This is a genomic window from Massilia pseudoviolaceinigra, assembly GCF_030846505.1.
GTDB lineage: Bacteria > Pseudomonadota > Gammaproteobacteria > Burkholderiales > Burkholderiaceae_D > Telluria_A > Telluria_A violaceinigra.
The window spans coordinates 46,910-65,196 of sequence record NZ_JAVCWL010000031.1 but is presented as its reverse complement, the minus strand read 5'-3'; the positions used below and the strand labels follow the sequence as shown (position 1 = coordinate 65,196).

Below are 18,287 nucleotides of genomic sequence, written 5' to 3'. Positions count from 1 at the left end.
CAGGAGACTGTATGAAACTCATCAAGAAAAGCCTCGCTGTCCTGTGCATGGCGGCCCTGCCTGCCTTCGCGGCCAATCCCGTCAGCGTGACCATCGACGCCGGCAAGCCCGGTCCGGTCATCAACAAGAATGTCTATGGCCAGTTCGCCGAACACCTCGGCACCGGCATCTACGAAGGCATGTACGTCGGCACCGGCTCGAAAATCCCGAACACCAAGGGCTGGCGCAACGACGTCGTCGGCGCCCTCAAGCAGCTGCACGTGCCGCTGGTGCGCTGGCCGGGCGGCTGCTTTGCCGATGAATACCACTGGAAAGACGGTATCGGCCCGCGCGCCAAGCGCCCGGTCAAGGTCAATACCAACTGGGGCGGGGTGGAAGAGAGCAACGCCGTCGGCACGCACGAATTCTTCGACCTGGTCGATCTGCTCGGCGCCGATGCCTATGTGAATGGCAACCTCGGCTCCGGCACGGTGCAGGAAATGGCGGACTGGGTCGAGTACATGACGTCCGACAGCAAATCGAGCCTGGCCAACCTGCGCCGCAAGAATGGCCGCGACAAGCCGTTCAAGGTGGCGTATTTCGCGATCGGCAACGAAGCATGGGGTTGCGGCGGCAATATGACGCCTGAGCACTACACCAATCTGTACAAGAATTACGAAACAATGCTCAAGGCGCCGAAGGAAAACCGGCCTCTGATGATCGCCAGCGGCGGCAACGACGACGACACCAGGTGGACCGACGTCATCAGCAAGAACGCGAAGGCCCAGACCTCGGCCATCAGCTTCCACTACTACACCATCCCGACCGGCAAGTGGGAAGGCAAGGGCGCAGCGACCGGCTTTGCCGAGCCGCACTGGATCTCGACCCTGGCGAATACCTTGAAAATCGATTCGATGATCAAGAACAATATCGCCGTGCTGGACAAGAACGATCCGGAGAAAAAGATTGGCTTGTACGTGGATGAATGGGGCACCTGGTACGACGTCGAGACCGGCACCACGCCAGGCTTTCTGTACCAGCAGAATACCTTGCGCGATGCGGTGGTGGCTGCGCTTAATTTCAACATTTTCCACCAGCACGCCGACCGCGTCCATATGACCAATATCGCGCAGATGGTCAATGTGCTGCAGGCCATGATCCTGACGGAAAAGGACAAGATGCTCCTGACGCCGACGTATCACGCCTTCCACATGTATGTGCCGTTCCAGGATGCGACGTCGCTGCCGGTGAAGGTGGCGGACGACAAGGCTTACACGCTGGGCGAGACGACGATTCCGGGCATCAGTGCCTCGGCGGCGCGCGCCAAGGATGGCAAACTGTATCTGTCGCTGGTGAATACGAATCCGGGGCAACCGGCTGATGTGGTGGTCAATGTGGCGGGCAAGCAGTTGGCCGGTGCGAATGGCCGCGTGCTGACGGCAACGGCAATGGATGCGCACAACACCTTCCAGAATCCGCAGGCGATCAAACCGGCACCGTTCAGTGCAAAGGCGAGTGGAGGTAAACTGACGGTCACGGTGCCGGCGAAAGCAGTGGTGGTGGTTGCGCTGGAAGGCTGATCGGCCTTCGCTGTCAGCCACTCCTCTGGCCCGTCCTTTTACCTTTACCCTGTGCTCCGTCATTCCCGCGCCTTGGCGCGGGAATGACGTATTCGCGTTCTTGGGAATTATATGCGTCCACTGATCCGATCCCTCGCCTGCATCACCAGTCTGCTCTTCACCACCCCGAGCCACGCCAAACAAGTCAGCGTCCACGACCCTGTCATGGCCAAGGAAGGCAAGACCTTCTACCTGTTCAGCACCGGCCCCGGCATCACCTTCTACAGTTCCACCGACATGCGCAACTGGAAGGAAGAAGGGCGCGTGTTTCCCGGCGAACCCGCCTGGGCCAGGAAAGCCGCTTCCAGCTTCAACGACCACATCTGGGCACCGGACATCTACTTCCACAACGGTAAATACTACCTCTACTACTCCGTCTCCGGTTTCGGCAAAAACACGTCCGGCATCGGCGTGACCACCAACGCCACCCTGAATCCGCGCGCGGCCAACTATCAATGGCAAGACCAGGGCATGGTCCTGCAATCGATCCCCGGGCGCGACAACTGGAACGCCATCGACCCCAACATCGTCGACGACAGCAGCGGCACGCCGTGGATGTCGTTTGGCTCCTTCTGGAGCGGCATCAAGCTGGTCAAGCTCGACGCCTCCCGCACGCGCCTGGCCGAGCCGCAGGCCTGGCACACGATCGCCCAGCGCACGCGGCCGGCCGGCATCCCCGATGAAGAGGCTGGCCCGGCGGAAATCGAAGCTCCGCACATCCTCAAGAAGAATGGCTACTACTACCTGTTCGTCTCCTGGGGCCTGTGCTGCAAGAAAGAGGCGAGCACCTACCACGTGGTGATGGGCCGCTCGAAAGACGTCACCGGCCCCTATCTCGACCGCGCCGGCAAGGACATGGCCAGGGGCGGCGGCTCGCTCCTCATCGAAGGCAATGCGCAGTGGAAGGGTGTCGGCCACAACAGCGCCTACAGCATCGACGGCAAGGATTTGCTGGTCATGCACGCCTACGAAACGGCCGACAACTATCTGCAGAAGCTCAAAATCCTCGACATGAAGTGGGACAAGGATGGCTGGCCGTCGGTCGACCCGCAAGACCTGGACCGCTACCAGAGCAAGCAACAATAAGGGCGCCATGAAACACCTCCTTGCAGCCGCGCTGATGGCGGCGTGCGCGTTGCCGGCCATCGCCGCCGAACGCTTTGCGCTGGCCGACGTGCGCCTCACCGCCAGCCCCTTCCTCGACGCCCAGAACACCAACCTGCGCTACCTGATGGCGCTCGAGCCGGACAAGCTGCTGGCACCGTTCCGCCGTGAAGCCGGTCTTGCGCTCAAGCAGGAAAGCTACGGCAACTGGGAGTCGAGCGGGCTCGACGGCCACATGGGAGGCCATTACCTGTCGGCCATGGCGCTGATGTATGCAGCCAGCGGCGACAAGGAAGTGCTGGCGCGCCTGAACTACACCATCGCCGAACTCAAGAAGTGCCAGGAGGCGAACGGCAACGGTTATCTGGGCGGCATTCCGGGCGGCAGCGATGCATGGCAGGCCATTGCCAAGGGCAAGCTGGAGGCGGACAACTTCTCGGTCAACGGCAAGTGGGTGCCCTGGTACAACCTGCACAAGGTCTACGCGGGCTTGCGCGACGCTTATCATTACGCCGGCAACGAGGACGCGCGCGCGATGCTGATCGCGCTGTCGAACTGGGCCTTGAAGCTGACCGCCACGCTCACGCCGGAACAGATGCAAACCATGCTGCGCAGCGAGCACGGCGGCATGAACGAAATCTTCGCCGACGTCTACCAGATCACGGGCGACAAAAAATACCTGGCATTGGCGATGCGTTTTTCACACCAGGCGATCCTCGACCCGCTGGCGAAGTTTCAGGACAAGCTGACCGGCCTGCACGCGAACACGCAAATTCCGAAGGTCATCGGCTTTCAACGCATCGGCGAGCTGAGTGGTGATCCGAAGTGGCACGATGCCGCGCAATATTTCTGGACCACGGTACGCGAACGGCGCACGGTCGCCATCGGCGGCAATAGCGTCAAGGAGCACTTCCACGACGATCAGGATTTTTCGCCGATGGTGAACGAGGTTGAGGGCCCCGAGACCTGCAATACCTACAATATGCTGCGCCTCACCGAGATGCTGTTCCTCAAGGACCAGCAGGTGCGCTACACCGATTATGTGGAGCGGGCGCTGTACAACCACATTTTGTCGTCGCAGCGGCCCTCGGACGGCGGCTTCGTGTATTTCACGCCCATGCGGCCGAATCATTACCGCGTGTATTCGCAGGCCGACAAGGCGATGTGGTGCTGCGTCGGGTCCGGCATCGAGAGCCAGTCGAAGTACGGCGAATTCATCTACGCGCACGATGGCGACGCGCTGTTCGTCAACCTGTTCATTCCCTCCACCTTGCACTGGCGCGCGCAGGACGTGAAGCTGACCCAGAGCACCCGTTTTCCGGACGAAGGCAAGACGCGGCTGACGATCGAATCGGACAAAGCATTCACGCTCAAGCTGCGCTATCCGGGCTGGGTCAAGCGCGGGTCGATGCAGGTGAGGGTCAACGGCACGGCGGTGAAGGTGGACGGCGAACCGGGCGCGTACGTGAGCCTGCGGCGCGCATGGCGCAAGGGCGACACAGTCGATGTGACGTTACCGATGCACACGACGCTCGAGCAGATGCCGGACAAGACCGATTATTACGCCGTCCTGCACGGTCCGATCGTGCTGGCGGCTAAGACCCGGTTGTTCGCGGACGAGAAACTGAACTTTGCCGCGGATGCCACACGCATGGGCCATATTGCGTCCGGGCCAGTGTGCCCGCTGGAGGCCGCGCCGATTTTTGTGAACAATACGCGCGATTTCGTCGCCAGGTTCAAGCCGGTCAAGGGCGAACCGCTGACCTTCACGGCGCCGGGGCTGATCCGGGGCAAGGGCGCGGGCAGTTTGCGGCTGATTCCGTTTTTCCGTTTGCATGACTCGCGCTACGTGGTGTACTGGCCGTATTCGACGCCGGCCAATCTGGCGGTGACGCAGGCGGCAACTGCACGCGGCGAGGCGGAACGGCTGGCGCTCAATGCGCGGACCATCGACCAGGTGGCCCCGGGGGAGCAGCAGCCGGAGTCCGATCACGCTTATCAGGCGCAAGGTGGCGACGCGGGCATAAACAAGGGCAAACACTGGCGGCACGCGAGCGATTGGTTCAGCTATGTGCTGAGCGACCCCAAGCTCGAAGCGGTCGCGCTACGGCTCAGCTTTTCGACGCTGGATGCGGGACGCAAGTTCGATGTGCTGGCCAATGGCGAGACGATTGCGGCGGTGGAACTCGATGCGCCCGCGGGGCAGGAGATATATACGCGCGATTTTGCGATTCCGAAGGCAACCGTCGCAGCTTCCGGGGGGAAACTGGTAGTGAAATTTGTAGCTCGGCCGGGGTCGATCGCCGGTGGGTTATATGGTGTTCGCTTGTTGCGCGCTGGTTGATCTTCGAGTGCGTCATTCCTGCGGGAACGACGGTGCAGTGGGCAGGCAGGACGCTGCGATACCACTTCGGATATCGCAGACGTCAAAAAATTGATTGGATGGCTATGTGAATTTCTCCTAACATACAATGATAAACGGAGTCCCGAATTCCACCCCTAAAAATAGGAGACACACATGAACACCACCCGCAGGGCCGTTCTGGCCACCGCACTGCTCGGCGCTTTCACCACCTTTCCCGCGCTTGCCGCTAAACCGCTGACCATCGGCTTTTCCCAGGTCGGCGCCGAAAGCGAATGGCGCACCGCCAATACCCTGTCGATCAAGGATGCCGCCAAGAAGGAAGGTATCAACCTGAAATTTGCCGATGCTCAGCAGCGCCAGGAAAACCAGGTCAAGGCGATCCGCTCCTTCATCGCCCAGCGGGTCGATGTGATCGCCTTTTCGCCGGTCGTGGAATCGGGCTGGGAAACCGTGCTGCGCGAAGCCAAGGCCGCAAAAATCCCCGTCATCCTTACCGATCGTGCCGTCAACGTCACCGATCCGTCCCTGTACGTCGCCTTCATCGGTTCCGACTTTGTCGAAGAAGGCCGCCGCGCCGGCCGCTGGCTCATGGAACGTGCTGCCAAAACCCCGGATCGTACGTTCAACATCGTGGAACTCCAGGGAACGGTCGGGTCGGCACCAGCTATCGACCGCAAGAACGGCTTTGCCGAAGTCATCGCCGCCAATCCCAAGCTGAAGATCACGCGCTCCCAGACCGGCGACTTTACCCGCGCCAAGGGCAAGGAAGTGATGGAAGCGTTCCTCAAGGCGCAGGGCAAGAGCATCAATGTGCTTTACGCGCACAACGACGATATGGCCATCGGCGCCATCCAGGCCATTGAAGAGGCAGGCCTCAAGCCCGGCGTCGATATCCTGGTGATTTCGATCGACGGTGTGAAGGGTGCGTTCCAGGCCATGATTGCAGGCAAGATGAACGTCACGGTCGAGTGCAGCCCTTTGCTTGGACCTCAGCTGATGTCGATCGCGCGCGATGTCGTGGCGGGCAAGCCCGTGCCGAAGCGCATCACAACGGTCGAGGGTGTGTTCCCGGCTGAAGTGGCTGCCAAGGAACTGCCAAACCGCAAATACTAGGCCGCACCATGAGTGAGGCAATGCAAGCCGCCGCTCCGGTGCTGGAGCTGCGCGGCATCAGCAAGCAATTTCCCGGCGTGAAGGCGCTTAGTAACGTGGGCCTTCAGCTGTATCCGGGTGAGGTCCACACCCTGATGGGCCAGAACGGCGCCGGCAAGTCCACCCTGATCAAGGTGCTGACGGGCGTGTATGCGCCCGACAGCGGCACCATCGTCATGGAAGGGCAGGAGATTCGACCCGGCTCGACCCAGGATGCGCAGCGCCTCGGCATCAGCACGGTGTATCAGGAAGTGAACCTGTGCCCGAACCTGTCGGTGGCCGAGAACATTTTCATCGGGCGCTATCCGCGCAAGTTCGGCATGGTGGACTGGGCCGGCATGCGCGCGCAGGCCGCCGTCTTGCTGGAACAGCTCGAAGTGCGCATCGACGTGCGCGCCCAGTTGTCCAGCTTTCCGCTGGCGATCCAGCAGATGGTGGCCATCTCCCGCGCGCTTAACATTTCCGCGCGCGTACTCATTCTCGACGAACCGACCTCCAGCCTCGACGAGGCGGAAGTGCAGCTGCTGTTCCGCGTGCTGCGCACACTGCGCGCCCAGGGCATGGCGATCCTGTTCGTCACCCATTTCCTCGACCAGACGTATGCGATCTCGGACCGCATCACCGTCATGCGCAACGGCGAGCGCGAGGGCGAATACGCCTGCGCCGAACTGTCGCGCCTGGCGCTGGTGAACAAGATGGTCGGCGCGCCCGATGCCAGCGAGCATCCGGCCGAGATGGTCCATGCGAGCGCCGCGCAGGCAGCGCCAGCGACCTTGCTGCAAGCGCGCGGCCTGGGACGCCAGGGCGCGCTGGCGCCACTCGACCTCGACATCCGCGCCGGCGAAATGCTGGGCCTGTGCGGGCTGCTCGGTTCCGGCCGTACCGAGGCGGCACGCCTGCTGTTCGGGGCCGACAAGGCCGACAGCGGAACGCTGCGCATCGGTGAACGCAGCCACCCCTTCGGCTCGCCGCGCGACGCGATCGAAGCCGGCATCGGCTTTTGCTCGGAAGACCGCAAGCACGAGGGCGCGATCCTGGAGCTGTCGGTGCGAGAGAACATGATCCTGGCGCTGCAGGCGCGCGCCGGCATGCTGCGCGCGATTCCCTTGCGCCAGCAGCAGGCGCTGGCGCAAGACTATGTAAAGTGGCTGGGCATCAAGACGGCCGATATCGAAACACCGATTGGATCATTGTCTGGCGGGAATCAGCAGAAAGTGCTGCTGGCGCGCTGGCTGGTGACCGCACCGGCGATGCTGATCCTCGACGAACCCACGCGCGGCATCGACGTGCGCGCCAAACAGGAAATCATGGATTACGTTAGTGGACTTTGTCGCAAAGGAATGGCAATTCTGTTCATCTCCTCCGAACTCCCCGAAGTTCTGCGCTGCAGCGACCGCCTGGTCGTGATGCGCGACCGCAAGGCGTGCGGCGAATACCAGCGCGGCGAACTGGACGACGCGTCGGTGCTGCAAGTCATTGCCGGAGAAACGGCGTGACGGCCGTGGCGGCACAGGCCGCATCGAAAGACGACGCGTCGGCAACGCCGGCGTCGCTGCTGCGCCACCCGCTGTTTCGGCCGCTGGCGGCGCTGGCGGTCCTGCTGCTGATCGACCTGATCGCCATCCCCGGCTTTTTTCATCTGTCGATCAAGGACGGCCACCTGTACGGCAGCCTGGTCGACATCGTCAACCGCGCCGCGCCGCTGATGCTGGCCGCGCTCGGCATGACCCTGGTGATCGCCACGCGCGGCATCGATATTTCGGTCGGCGCCGTGGTGGCGCTGTCGGGCACGGTGGCGGCCATGCTGATCGGCGGCGGTCCGCAGGCCGAGACGCCGCTGATATGGGCGATGGCGGCCGCCATGGGCGCGGCCCTGCTGTGCGGGCTGTGGAACGGGGTGCTGGTCTCTGCGCTGGGCTTGCAGCCGATCGTGGCCACCCTGATCCTGATGGTAGCGGGCAGGGGACTGGCGCAGCTGCTGACCGACGGGCAAATCGTCACCGTCTATTACGAACCTTTCTTTTTCCTCGGCGGCGGTTACTTTGCCGGCTTGCCTTTTTCGCTGACGGTGGTGGCGGTGGTGTTCGCGGTCATTGCGCTGATGATGCGCAAAACCGCGCTCGGCCTGTTCATCCAGGCGGTCGGCATCAATCCGGTGGCGGCGCGCCTGGCGGGCCTGAAGACGGCGTCGCTGATCATTTTTGTCTACGTGTTCTGCGCCGCCTGCGCCGGGCTGGCCGGGCTGATGATCAGTTCCAACATCAAGAGCGCGGACGCGAACAATGCCGGCCTGCTGCTCGAACTCGACGCCATCCTGGCCGTCACCCTGGGCGGCACCTCGCTGGCTGGCGGCAAGTTCAGCCTGGTCGGCAGCGTGATCGGCGCGCTCATCATCCAGACCCTGACCTACACCATCTACTCGCTCGGCGTGCCGCCGGAAGTGAACATGGTGGTCAAGTCGGTCGTCGTATTTCTCGTGTGCCTGTCGCAATCGGCAGAGTTCAAACAATTGTTTTCGCGTGCGAGGGCTGCATGAAATCGCCTTACTTTACCCCGCTGGTCACGGTCGTCCTGCTGCTGGCCATGCTCGGCATCGGCGGCGCCGTGTATCCGGGCTTGCTGTCGGTCCAGGTCATCCTCAATTTGCTGATCGACAATGCGTTCTTGCTGGTGCTGGCCATCGGCATGAGCTTTGTGATTCTGTCCGGCGGCATCGACCTGTCGGTCGGCTCGGTGCTGGCGCTGGCGACCATGATATCGGCCTGGCTGCTGCAGGTGGCGCACTGGCCGCCGCTGGCGGTGATCGCGCTCGTGCTGTTGCTGGGCGCCCTGTTCGGCGGCGGCATGGGCGCGATGATTCACTACTTCAAGCTGCAACCGTTCATCGTGACCCTGGCCGGCATGTTCCTGGCGCGCGGCCTTTGTTACCTGATCAGCATTAACTCGATCACCATCGAGGACCCGCTGTACCTGGCCATGTCGCAAACCCAGCTGGGCTTTTTGGGCGGCTTCGTCTCGCCGAGCGCGCTGGTCGCGCTGCTGATGCTGGCGCTGGCCATTTTCCTGGCCCACTTTACCGCCTTCGGGCGCGGCGTGTACGCGATCGGCGGCAACGAGCAGTCGGCCCTGATGATGGGCTTGCCGGTGGCGCGCACCAAGGTGCTGGTGTATGCCTTCAGCGGCTTGTGCGCGGCGCTGGCGGGGGTGCTGTTCTCGTTCTACATGCTGTCGGGCTACGGCCTGCATGCCCAGGGCACCGAACTGGACGCCATCGCGGCGGTCGTCATCGGCGGCACCTTGCTCAGCGGCGGATATGGCTATGTGGCGGGGGCGCTGTCCGGCGTGCTGGTGCTGGGCACGATCCAGACGCTGATCGCCTTCGACGGCACGCTCAGCTCGTGGTGGACCAAGATCGTCATCGGCGCCTTGCTGTTCGTGTTCTGCGTGGTCCAGCGCCTGATGGCCATGGGCGCGGCGCGGCGCGCGGCGGCCTGACGCGGCCCGGCCTGACGCGGCCCGGCCTGACGCGGCTCGGCCTGACGCGGCCCGGCCTGACGCGGCTCGGCCTGAACTCATTCCAACTACCAGCAACAGGAGACACACATGATCAAATACGCACTGGGCGCACTCGCGCTCGGCTTCGCAACGGGCGTTGCCTCGGCGGCCAACCCGATCGTGAGCAATATCTTCACGGCCGACCCGGCGGCGCTGGTCGACAAGGGCCGTGTGTATCTCTACGTCGGCCATGACGAAGCCGAGCTTGAGGGCAAAGATTACGTGATGAAGGAATGGCGCGTGTATTCCTCATGCGACATGAAAACGTGGAAAGACCACGGCTCGCCGGTGCAGTATTCGACCTTCAAGTGGGCCGGGCGCGATGCCTGGGCGGGCGATGTGAGCAAGCGTAACGGCAAATATTATTTCTACTCCACGGTCGATCACAAGACCATTCCCGGCAAGGCCATCGGCGTGGCCGTGTCCGACAGCCCGACCGGACCGTTCGTCGATGCGCGCGGCAGCGCCCTGGTGAGCAACGATATGACCAAACACACCGACATCTTGTGGGATGACATCGACCCGGGCGTGTTCGTCGACACTGACGGCCAGGCCTGGCTGTACTGGGGCAACACCGTCCTCAAATACGCCAAACTGAAGAGCAACATGACCGAGCTCGACGGCCCGATCATGACGCACGCCATCGATTCGTTTACCGAAGCGCCCTATGTGTACAAGCGCGGCGCGACATACTACCTGTCGTACTCGCGTTACTTCCCTGAAGAGATGGTCTACGCCACCAGCACCAGCCCGGCCGGACCGTGGACTTTCAAGGGCGTGATCATGGACAAGAACGAGAACGTCAAGACCATTCACCAGGCCATCATCGACTTCAACGGCAAGTCCTACGTGTTCTATCACAACGCCAAATTGCCGGGTGGCGGCGAATTCCGGCGCTCGGTGGCGGTGGAAGAGTTGCATCACAACGCAGACGGCAGCATCAAGTTCGTGCCGCAGACGGGCAGCGGCCCGGCCGCCAACCCGTCGCCGGGCTGCCAATGATATCCAGATCGGTATGTTGCGCTGCGTACCGATATCATTTAGGGGTATGATCCGATGATGGAGACACTCAACCCCAACTGGTTTTTAAAGGCGCGCCTCAAGACGCGACAACTGCTGCTGCTGATCGCGCTCGACGACCACCGCAACATCCACCGCGCCGCCGAGGCGCTGCACATGACCCAGCCGGCGGCGTCGAAGCAGATCAAGGATCTGGAAGAGATGCTGGACGTCAAGCTGTTCGAGCGCTTGCCGCGTGGCATGGAGCCGACCATGTTCGGCGAAACCATGGTGCGCCACGCCCGCATGGCACTGACCAGCCTGGCGCTGGCGCACGACGACATCCTGGCGCTCAAGGCCGGGCTGGCGGGGCAGGTGGAGGTCGGCGTGATCATGACGCCCGCCATGGCGCTGCTGCCGCGTGCGATTGCGCGCATCAAGCAGCATGCGCCGATGCTGCGGATCGGTGCCCACGTGGAAGCGAGCAATATCCTGCTCGACAAGCTGCAGCACGGCACGCTCGACTTCATGATCGGGCGCATCCTCGAAAAAGAGAATTCCGCCGGCCTGATCTATGAAGAATTGAACGAGGAGCCAGCTTGCGCGGTCGTGCGCGTCGGCCATCCGCTGCTGGAGGTCGACAAGCTGGAGCTCAAGCACATCGCCGACCAGCCCTGGATCCTGCCACCGCACGGCAGCATCCTGCGCCATCGCTTCGACATGATGTTCCGCCGCGCCGGGCTCGATATTCCGGTCAACGTGGTCGACACCACCGCGCTGCTCCTCATTACGGCGCTGCTGCAGCAGACCGATTCGCTGCACGTGATGCCGGTCGACGTGGCGCAGTATTACGCCTCGCTCAATGTGCTGAGCATCCTGCCGATCGAGTTGCCGTGCAAGATGGATGCCTTCGGTATCATTCGCCAGAAAGACCATTTGCTCTCGCCGGGCGCGGAACTGCTGCTGCAGGCAGTGCGCGACACTGCGCAGGAAATGGTTTGAACTGGTGGGTCTAGCTTCAGGCCGGCTGCTGCTGGCGTAACGACGAACTTGGGTTGCCGCCTGCGCAGGAAGTCATTTCTGCCAGTGGCAGGAATGACGAAAACACCTCTTTTGCGAGTACCTTCATGAGCAACGACATCACCCCCGTGCGACCGCGCGAGATCACCCTGCGTTTCCTGGCTGAACCGACCGATGTCAATTTCGGCGGCAAGGTGCACGGCGGCGCCGTGATGAAATGGATCGACCAGGCCGGCTACGCCTGCGCGGTCGGCTGGAGCGGCTATTACTGCGTCACCGTGTATATCGGCGGCATCCGCTTCTATAAACCGATCTTCATCGGCCAGATCGTGGAAGTGAAAGCGATGGTTGTCCATACAGGCAATTCCAGCATGCACATCGCCATCGATGTCTCGGCCACCGAACCGAAGACCGGGGCGCGCCAGCGCACCACGCGCTGCCTGATCGTGTTCGTGGCGGTCGACAATGCCGGCGACACCGTCAAGGTGCCGGCGTGGACCCCGGTGGGCGAAGACGACAAGCGCTTCGAGCAGTATGCCATCCACATGGCCGCGTTGCGTAAAGAGCAAGAAGAAGAGCTGCAGGCGACTGAAACCGCGCCGCCGGTGTGACAAGAACGCCACAGTTTGTGGTTTTTCGGTGAAAACTTTTCAGTTTCCAAACAGTTATGTTCGCTACCGAACCGAACCACTGTTGTGAATAAGGAATAGTAGATACCGAGCTAAGCACAAAAGCATTAGCGATACACCACATCAGCGATAAACCATCCGGGCGGCCAGTCTGTCCGACACATACATACGAGAGAATACAACATGACCCTGACTAAGAAAATCGGTACTCTGAGCGCAATCGGCTTCGCAATGCTGGCAGGACAAGCATCGGCACAAGACCAGTTCGTGAATCCAGAGTGGGCAAACAGCGCCACCTACATCGGTGCCGGTATCGGCCAGTCGCGCAGCTACACCAAGGCGGCTCCGGTGATCAAGAACCTGAACGGTCAGGGCGGTATGGTCAATTCGTGGCGCACCGACGAAAAAGACATGGGTTACAAATTGTTTGTAGGTAAGCAACTGAGCCGCTACTTCGCAGTGGAAGCCGGTTTCTTTGACCTGGGCAACTTCAACGTCAAGACCACCAACAACTTGGGCGGCGTTGTCAACGCTGAGCAGAAGTACAAGGGCGTGAACCTGGACCTGATCGCGCAACTGCCGATGAGCGAGCGTTTCTCGGTGTACGGTCGTGCCGGTATGCATTACACCAAAGCAAAAACCCAATTCTCGGGTAACCGTGCAGTTGGCCTGTTCGCTGGCGAAAAGAGCGAGAAGAAGCTGAACCCGAAATTCGGCGTTGGCCTGGAATACAAATTCACCGAAGCGCTGGCTCTGCGCGCCGAAGCTGAAAACTATCGCATCGACGACGCACTGCGCAGCAACGGCAACACCAAGCTGTACTCGATGAACCTGGTCTACAAACTGGGCCGTCCGGCAGCATCGAAGCCAATGCCGGCACAAGCACCAGCGCCAATGCCGGAAGCAACGCCAGCACCAGCGCCGGCACCAATGCCAGCACCAGCACCGGCACCAGTGCCAGTGTCGGAAAAAGTCTCGTTCGCTGCTGAAGCCCTGTTCGACTTCGACAAATCGGTTGTCAAGCCAGAAGGCAAAGCCGCTCTGGACGATCTGCTCAACAAGCTGCAAGGCATGAACACCGAAGTCATGGTTACCGTTGGCCACACCGACTCGGTCGGTTCGGACGCGTACAACCAGAAACTGTCGCTGCGCCGCGCTGAAGCCGTGAAAGCCTACATCGTGTCGAAAGGCGTGGAAACGTCGCGCGTCTACACCGAAGGCAAGGGCGAGTCCCAGCCAGTTGCTGACAACAAATCGGCAGAAGGCCGCGCTAAAAACCGTCGCGTGACGGTTGAAGTGGTCGGTACCCGTACCACCGCCAAGTAAGCTTCCGCCGTACTGAAAAGCCGCCGTGCCCGCAAGGGCCGGCGGCTTTTTGACGTTAACGGCTCAGTGTGTTGCTACGGTAATGATTATTTTTACGTTTAAAAGCCTATGTACGGTGGCGAACGGAGCGACGTGTGACAAAAGGCAATAGTGAATGATGTTGCCGCTGTCCGGCCACAGGCCCCAACCCAAAGGAATCAAAAATGAAAATCACGAAACACGCGAGGGCGTTGCTCTGCACCGCAGGATTGCTCGCCGTTTCCCTCCTCGCCGCATGCGGCGGCGGTGGGGATCAGGGCCGCGACCCAATCCTTGGCCAGCCGGCCGCCGCCCTGGTCAGCGTCGCCGTCACGCCAGCCAACGCCACGGTCCTTACCACTGAAACGCGCCAGTTCACCGCCACCGCCACCTATGCCGACGGCACATCGCGCGACGTAACGTCGACCTCGGCCTGGCTGTCCGCGTCGCCCGGCATTGCCGGCGTAAGCGCTGCCAACGGCCTGGCCACCGGCATGACTGCCGGCAGCGCCGCCATCACCGCCACCTTTTCCAGCAAGACCGGCGCCGCCACCCTGGTCGTGACGGCACCGGTGCCGCCGCCACCGCCGACCTTGTCGTCCATCGCGATCACGCCGGCGACTGCGTCCATCATGGTGGGCTCGACCCAGCAATTCATTGCCATCGGCACCTATTCGGACAAGTCGACCGCCATCATCACCAATTCGGTGACCTGGAACTCGGCCACCAACGCCAACGGCACGATCGCCGCATCCGGCATGGCCTCCGGCGTTGCCGCCGGCACCACCGCGATCAGCGCCAGCAGCAGCGGCCAAACCGCCAGCGCCGTCCTGACGGTCACCGCGGTGCCAGTCGTTCCACCAGTGGTGCCGCCAGTGGTGCCACCAGTGGTGCCGCCAGTCGTACCGCCGGTCGTGCCACCAGTGGTGCCGCCAGTCGTTCCACCAGTGGTGCCACCAGTGGTGCCGCCAGTGGTGCCGCCAGCTGCCGACATCAGCCTGGGCCGCGCATCCAGCTTTGCCGTGCTCGCAGGTACGTCGATCACCAATAATTCCGGTGGTACCACTCTGGTCACCGGCGATGTCGGTGCACCGTCGCAAACCACCGCGCCAACCCAGTCCGCCGGCTATGCTAACTACAGCTCCGGCGCGATCCTGGCGGGCGCACTGGAAGACTTGCAAGTTGCCGTGACCAGCGCCAACAGCCAGACCTGCACCGTCAGTTCCGCGTCGGGCGTCGATCTCGGCGGGCTGGTGCTCACCCCGGGCGTGTACTGCTATGCCGGCGCCATCAGCATCACCGGCACGCTGACTCTCAACGGTCCCGGCGTGTATATCTTCCGCACCGCGTCGACGCTCAACAGCACGGCCAATGCCATCGTGGCGCTGACCGGTGGCGCATCGGACGGCAGCCTGTACTGGATTCCGGCCGGACCGACCACCCTCGGTGCGAACGGCGTCTTCAAGGGATCGATCCTGAGCCAGTCCGCCGCCATTACCGTCGGCGACAACACGAGCTTGTTAAGCGGCCGTGCACTGAGCGGCGCCGCGGTCACCCTGCGCAATAACAAGATCAGCAAATAATTCACAAGCAAGCAGCCAACAAGCCGACTACTTTTTTCCGAAAGCACATCATGACATTAGCAAAACACATCGGCGCCCTGAGCGTCATCGGCTGCGCCCTTCTGGCGAGCCAGGCCGCACGGGCGGACGAGCCCTTCGTCAACCCGGAGTGGGCCAACAGCGCCTGGTACATCGGCGCCGGCATCGGCCAATCGCGCGCCAATATCGACAATGAGCGCCTGACGCGCAGCCTGACGGCCAATGGCGCCACCCTGAACTCGTTCAAGGTCGACGAGCGCGACCTGGCCTACAAGCTGTTTGTCGGCAAGCAGCTGAACCGCTACTTCGCGGTCGAGGCCGGCTTTTTCGATCTGGGCAAGTTCGGCTTCGATGCGAGCACGTCCCAGAATGGCCGCCTGATTGGCGAAGCGGGCTTTCGCGGCGTGAACATGGATCTGGTGGCGCAACTGCCGATGTCCGACCGTTTTTCGGTGCTGGGCCGGATTGGCATGAACTACGCCAAGGCCAGCACGCACTTCAGCGGCAACCGCCTGTTTGCGGTGACCAATCCCCACCCGAGCGAGCGCAAGCTCAATGCCAAGGCCGGACTGGGCCTGGAATTCAAGTTCAGCGAAGCGCTGGCCCTGCGCGGCGAAGTTGAGCGCTACCGCGTCAACGATGCCGTGGGCAACCGCGGCGATGTCGACATGGCGTCGCTCAGCCTGGTGTACAAGCTGGGCCGCCCTGCAGCGAGCCGTCCGGCACCGGTTGAGCCGATGCCGGCGCCAGCGCCAGTGACGGTCGCCCCGGCCCCGGCACCGGCTGCGCCAGCGCCTGCCGCGCCGGTTGCCGTATCGGAAAAAGTATCGTTCGCCGCCGAAGCGCTGTTCGACTTCGACAAGTCGGTGGTCAAGCCGGAAGGCAAGGCCGCGCTCGATGACTTGCTGAACAAGCTGCAAGGCATGAACACCGAAGTGATGGTCACCGTCGGCCATACCGATTCGGTCGGCACCGACGCCTACAACCAGAAGCTGTCGATGCGCCGTGCCGAAGCGGTCAAGGCCTACATCGTCTCGAAAGGTGTCGAGGCGGGGCGCGTGTACACGGAAGGCAAGGGCGAAACGCAGCCGGTTGCCGACAACAAGAGCGCCGAAGGCCGTGCCAAAAACCGCCGCGTGACGGTGGAAGTGGTCGGCACCCGCAGCGTCAACAAGTAACTGCTTCGCCAGCAACTGTTGCTTAACCGGGCTCAGAGCTCCGACTCGAAACATTTCTTAATCGAGGTCAGACCCCTTCTTGTCAGTGGCAATAGTTGCAAGGGCGGCGTGAGCGCGACATGCGCCGCCGCCCCATTTTTTGCCGGAACAAGGCAATAAAAGAGCCCTGCAGGACTTTCCCGTTGTGTTTTAGTACAATGTTGCCAATCTTTAAGCCGTTATGTTCGCTGGCGAACAGAACACCCTGATGCACAGGGGAATAGTGTTGAATACACCTCGTAACGGCGAGAAATTTTCATTCCCAAGGACGCTTTAATGAACATTAAAAAATATACAACAACTCTGTTATGCGCGACCGGCCTGCTGGCCGTGTCCCTGCTGGCAGCTTGCGGCGGCAGCAGCGACCGCGGCCGCGATCCGATTCTCGGCCTGCCGGCCGCGGAACTGGTCAGCGTCACGGTCACGCCGCCAACGGCCACCGTGCTGACCGGCGCCAGCCAGCAATTCATCGCCACCGCCAGCTATGCCGACGGTACCTCGCGCAATGTGACCGATGTGTCGGTATGGGCCTCGGCCTCGCCTACCATCGCCCGCGTGACCCCGGCCGGCGGCCTGGCCACCGGCCTGACCCCTGGCAGTGCCGCCATCACCGCCGCCTTCGGCGCCAAAACCGGCGCGGCCACCCTGGTGGTGAACGCACAGGTACCGGTCAACCCGCCTGCGGTGATCAGCGTGACCGGCCTGTCGGTGACCCCGGCCGCGGCCAGCGTGCGCGTGGGCGCCAGCCAGCAGTTCACCGCGATCGCCACGTATTCCGACAGCTCGACCGCCGTCATCACGAATGACGTGAAGTGGACCTCGGGCAGCACCGCCATCGCTACCGTTGCCGCGTCCGGCAGCGCGACTGGCGTTGCCGTTGGCAATACCGTGATCACGGCCACCTCGGGCGACAAGAGCGCCACCGGCGCCCTGACCGTCACGCCGGCACTGATCATCGATCCGCCGCCGGTCGTGCCGCCAGTCGTTCCGCCAGTGGTGCCACCAGTCGTTCCGCCAGTCGTGCCACCAGTGGTGCCGCCGGTGACCAACCCGCCAGTGGTGACGCCACCAGTCATTGAAGCGCCTTCCGACGGCGGCATTGGCCTTGGCCGCGCACGCGAATTCGCCGTGCTGGCGGTAACCACCATCACCAACAATGCCGGCGGCACCACCCTGGTGACCGGTGACGTCGGTGCGCCGGTACAGAATGTCGAGCCGGAGCAGCCGCTGGGCTTCCGCAACGTCAAGTCCGGTTTCGAGCTGAGCGGTCCATATCAGGATCTGCAGGTTGCCGTGATCAATGCCAACAACCGTCCTTGCGCGATCCTGTCGGACGCCGGCATCGATCTTGGTGGACTGGTGCTCCAGCCTGGCGTGTACTGCTATTCCGGCGCGATCAGCCTGACCGGCAAGCTGACCCTGAGCGGCAACGGCCCGTACATTTTCCGCGCCAAGTCGACCCTGACCACGATGGCCAACTCCACCATTGAACTGATTAACGGTGCACGCGCCGACAATGTGTTCTGGGTGCCGGTCGAGGCGACCACGCTGGGCGCGAACAGCGCGTTCAAGGGAACCGTTCTGAGCCGTGGCGAAGACATCACGGTGGGCGACGGCGCGACGGTGTTGAACGGTCGTTTGCTGAGCGGCAAAGCTGTAACGCTGCGCAACAACAAGATCACCAAATAAGAAAAATTTTTGAG

Annotated in this window: 14 protein-coding genes; all 14 read left to right on the top strand. The window is 62.3% G+C overall.

Annotated features, from left to right (window positions below; all coding sequences use genetic code 11):
- Positions 1-11 precede the first annotated feature (11 nt).
- The 14 genes from RBA40_RS25535 to RBA40_RS25465 all read left to right on the top strand — a co-directional run bounded on the left by RBA40_RS25535 (position 12) and on the right by RBA40_RS25465 (position 18,273).
- Positions 12-1,559, top strand: a complete 1,548-nt coding sequence (locus RBA40_RS25535; protein ID WP_306650996.1) for an alpha-N-arabinofuranosidase — start codon at positions 12-14, stop codon at positions 1,557-1,559.
- A 111-nt stretch (positions 1,560-1,670) separates the two neighbouring features.
- Positions 1,671-2,684 carry an arabinan endo-1,5-alpha-L-arabinosidase gene (locus RBA40_RS25530; RefSeq protein WP_306650994.1) on the top strand — a complete coding sequence of 338 codons (1,014 nt, stop codon included), beginning with the start codon at positions 1,671-1,673 and terminating at the stop codon, positions 2,682-2,684.
- 7 nt (positions 2,685-2,691) lie between these two features.
- The gene (locus RBA40_RS25525) at positions 2,692-5,046 is read left to right on the top strand and encodes a glycoside hydrolase family 127 protein (protein ID WP_306650993.1); all 2,355 of its coding nucleotides are present in this window, start codon (positions 2,692-2,694) and stop codon (positions 5,044-5,046) included.
- Between the two features lie 174 nt (positions 5,047-5,220).
- Complete coding sequence (locus RBA40_RS25520; RefSeq protein ID WP_306650990.1) at positions 5,221-6,180, top strand: ABC transporter substrate-binding protein; 960 nt, start codon at positions 5,221-5,223, stop codon at positions 6,178-6,180.
- 8 nt (positions 6,181-6,188) lie between these two features.
- The gene (locus RBA40_RS25515) at positions 6,189-7,715 is read left to right on the top strand and encodes a sugar ABC transporter ATP-binding protein (RefSeq protein ID WP_306650988.1); all 1,527 of its coding nucleotides are present in this window, start codon (positions 6,189-6,191) and stop codon (positions 7,713-7,715) included.
- A 5-nt stretch (positions 7,716-7,720) separates the two neighbouring features.
- The gene (locus RBA40_RS25510) at positions 7,721-8,755 is read left to right on the top strand and encodes an ABC transporter permease (RefSeq protein ID WP_306651031.1); all 1,035 of its coding nucleotides are present in this window, start codon (positions 7,721-7,723) and stop codon (positions 8,753-8,755) included.
- Positions 8,752-9,714, top strand: a complete 963-nt coding sequence (gene yjfF, locus RBA40_RS25505; protein ID WP_306650987.1) for a galactofuranose ABC transporter, permease protein YjfF — start codon at positions 8,752-8,754, stop codon at positions 9,712-9,714. Before RBA40_RS25510 ends, yjfF begins: the two co-directional genes overlap by 4 nt.
- A gap of 108 nt (positions 9,715-9,822) precedes the next feature.
- Positions 9,823-10,776, top strand: a complete 954-nt coding sequence (locus tag RBA40_RS25500; protein WP_306650986.1) for a glycoside hydrolase family 43 protein — start codon at positions 9,823-9,825, stop codon at positions 10,774-10,776.
- A 57-nt stretch (positions 10,777-10,833) separates the two neighbouring features.
- The gene (locus RBA40_RS25495; protein ID WP_306651029.1) at positions 10,834-11,775 is read left to right on the top strand and encodes a LysR family transcriptional regulator; all 942 of its coding nucleotides are present in this window, start codon (positions 10,834-10,836) and stop codon (positions 11,773-11,775) included.
- Between the two features lie 125 nt (positions 11,776-11,900).
- Positions 11,901-12,404 carry an acyl-CoA thioesterase gene (locus RBA40_RS25490; RefSeq protein WP_306650985.1) on the top strand — a complete coding sequence of 168 codons (504 nt, stop codon included), beginning with the start codon at positions 11,901-11,903 and terminating at the stop codon, positions 12,402-12,404.
- A gap of 201 nt (positions 12,405-12,605) precedes the next feature.
- Positions 12,606-13,748 carry an OmpA family protein gene (locus tag RBA40_RS33620; protein ID WP_374710552.1) on the top strand — a complete coding sequence of 381 codons (1,143 nt, stop codon included), beginning with the start codon at positions 12,606-12,608 and terminating at the stop codon, positions 13,746-13,748.
- Positions 13,749-13,951: 203 nt separating this feature from the next.
- Complete coding sequence (locus tag RBA40_RS25475; RefSeq protein WP_306650983.1) at positions 13,952-15,349, top strand: ice-binding family protein; 1,398 nt, start codon at positions 13,952-13,954, stop codon at positions 15,347-15,349.
- Between the two features lie 50 nt (positions 15,350-15,399).
- Positions 15,400-16,545 (top strand): OmpA family protein, encoded by a 1,146-nt coding sequence (locus tag RBA40_RS25470; protein ID WP_306650981.1) that lies wholly within the window; start codon positions 15,400-15,402, stop codon positions 16,543-16,545.
- A gap of 315 nt (positions 16,546-16,860) precedes the next feature.
- On the top strand, positions 16,861-18,273 hold the full coding sequence (locus RBA40_RS25465) for an ice-binding family protein (protein ID WP_306650980.1): 1,413 nt from the start codon (positions 16,861-16,863) through the stop codon (positions 18,271-18,273).
- Positions 18,274-18,287: the final 14 nt, after the last annotated feature.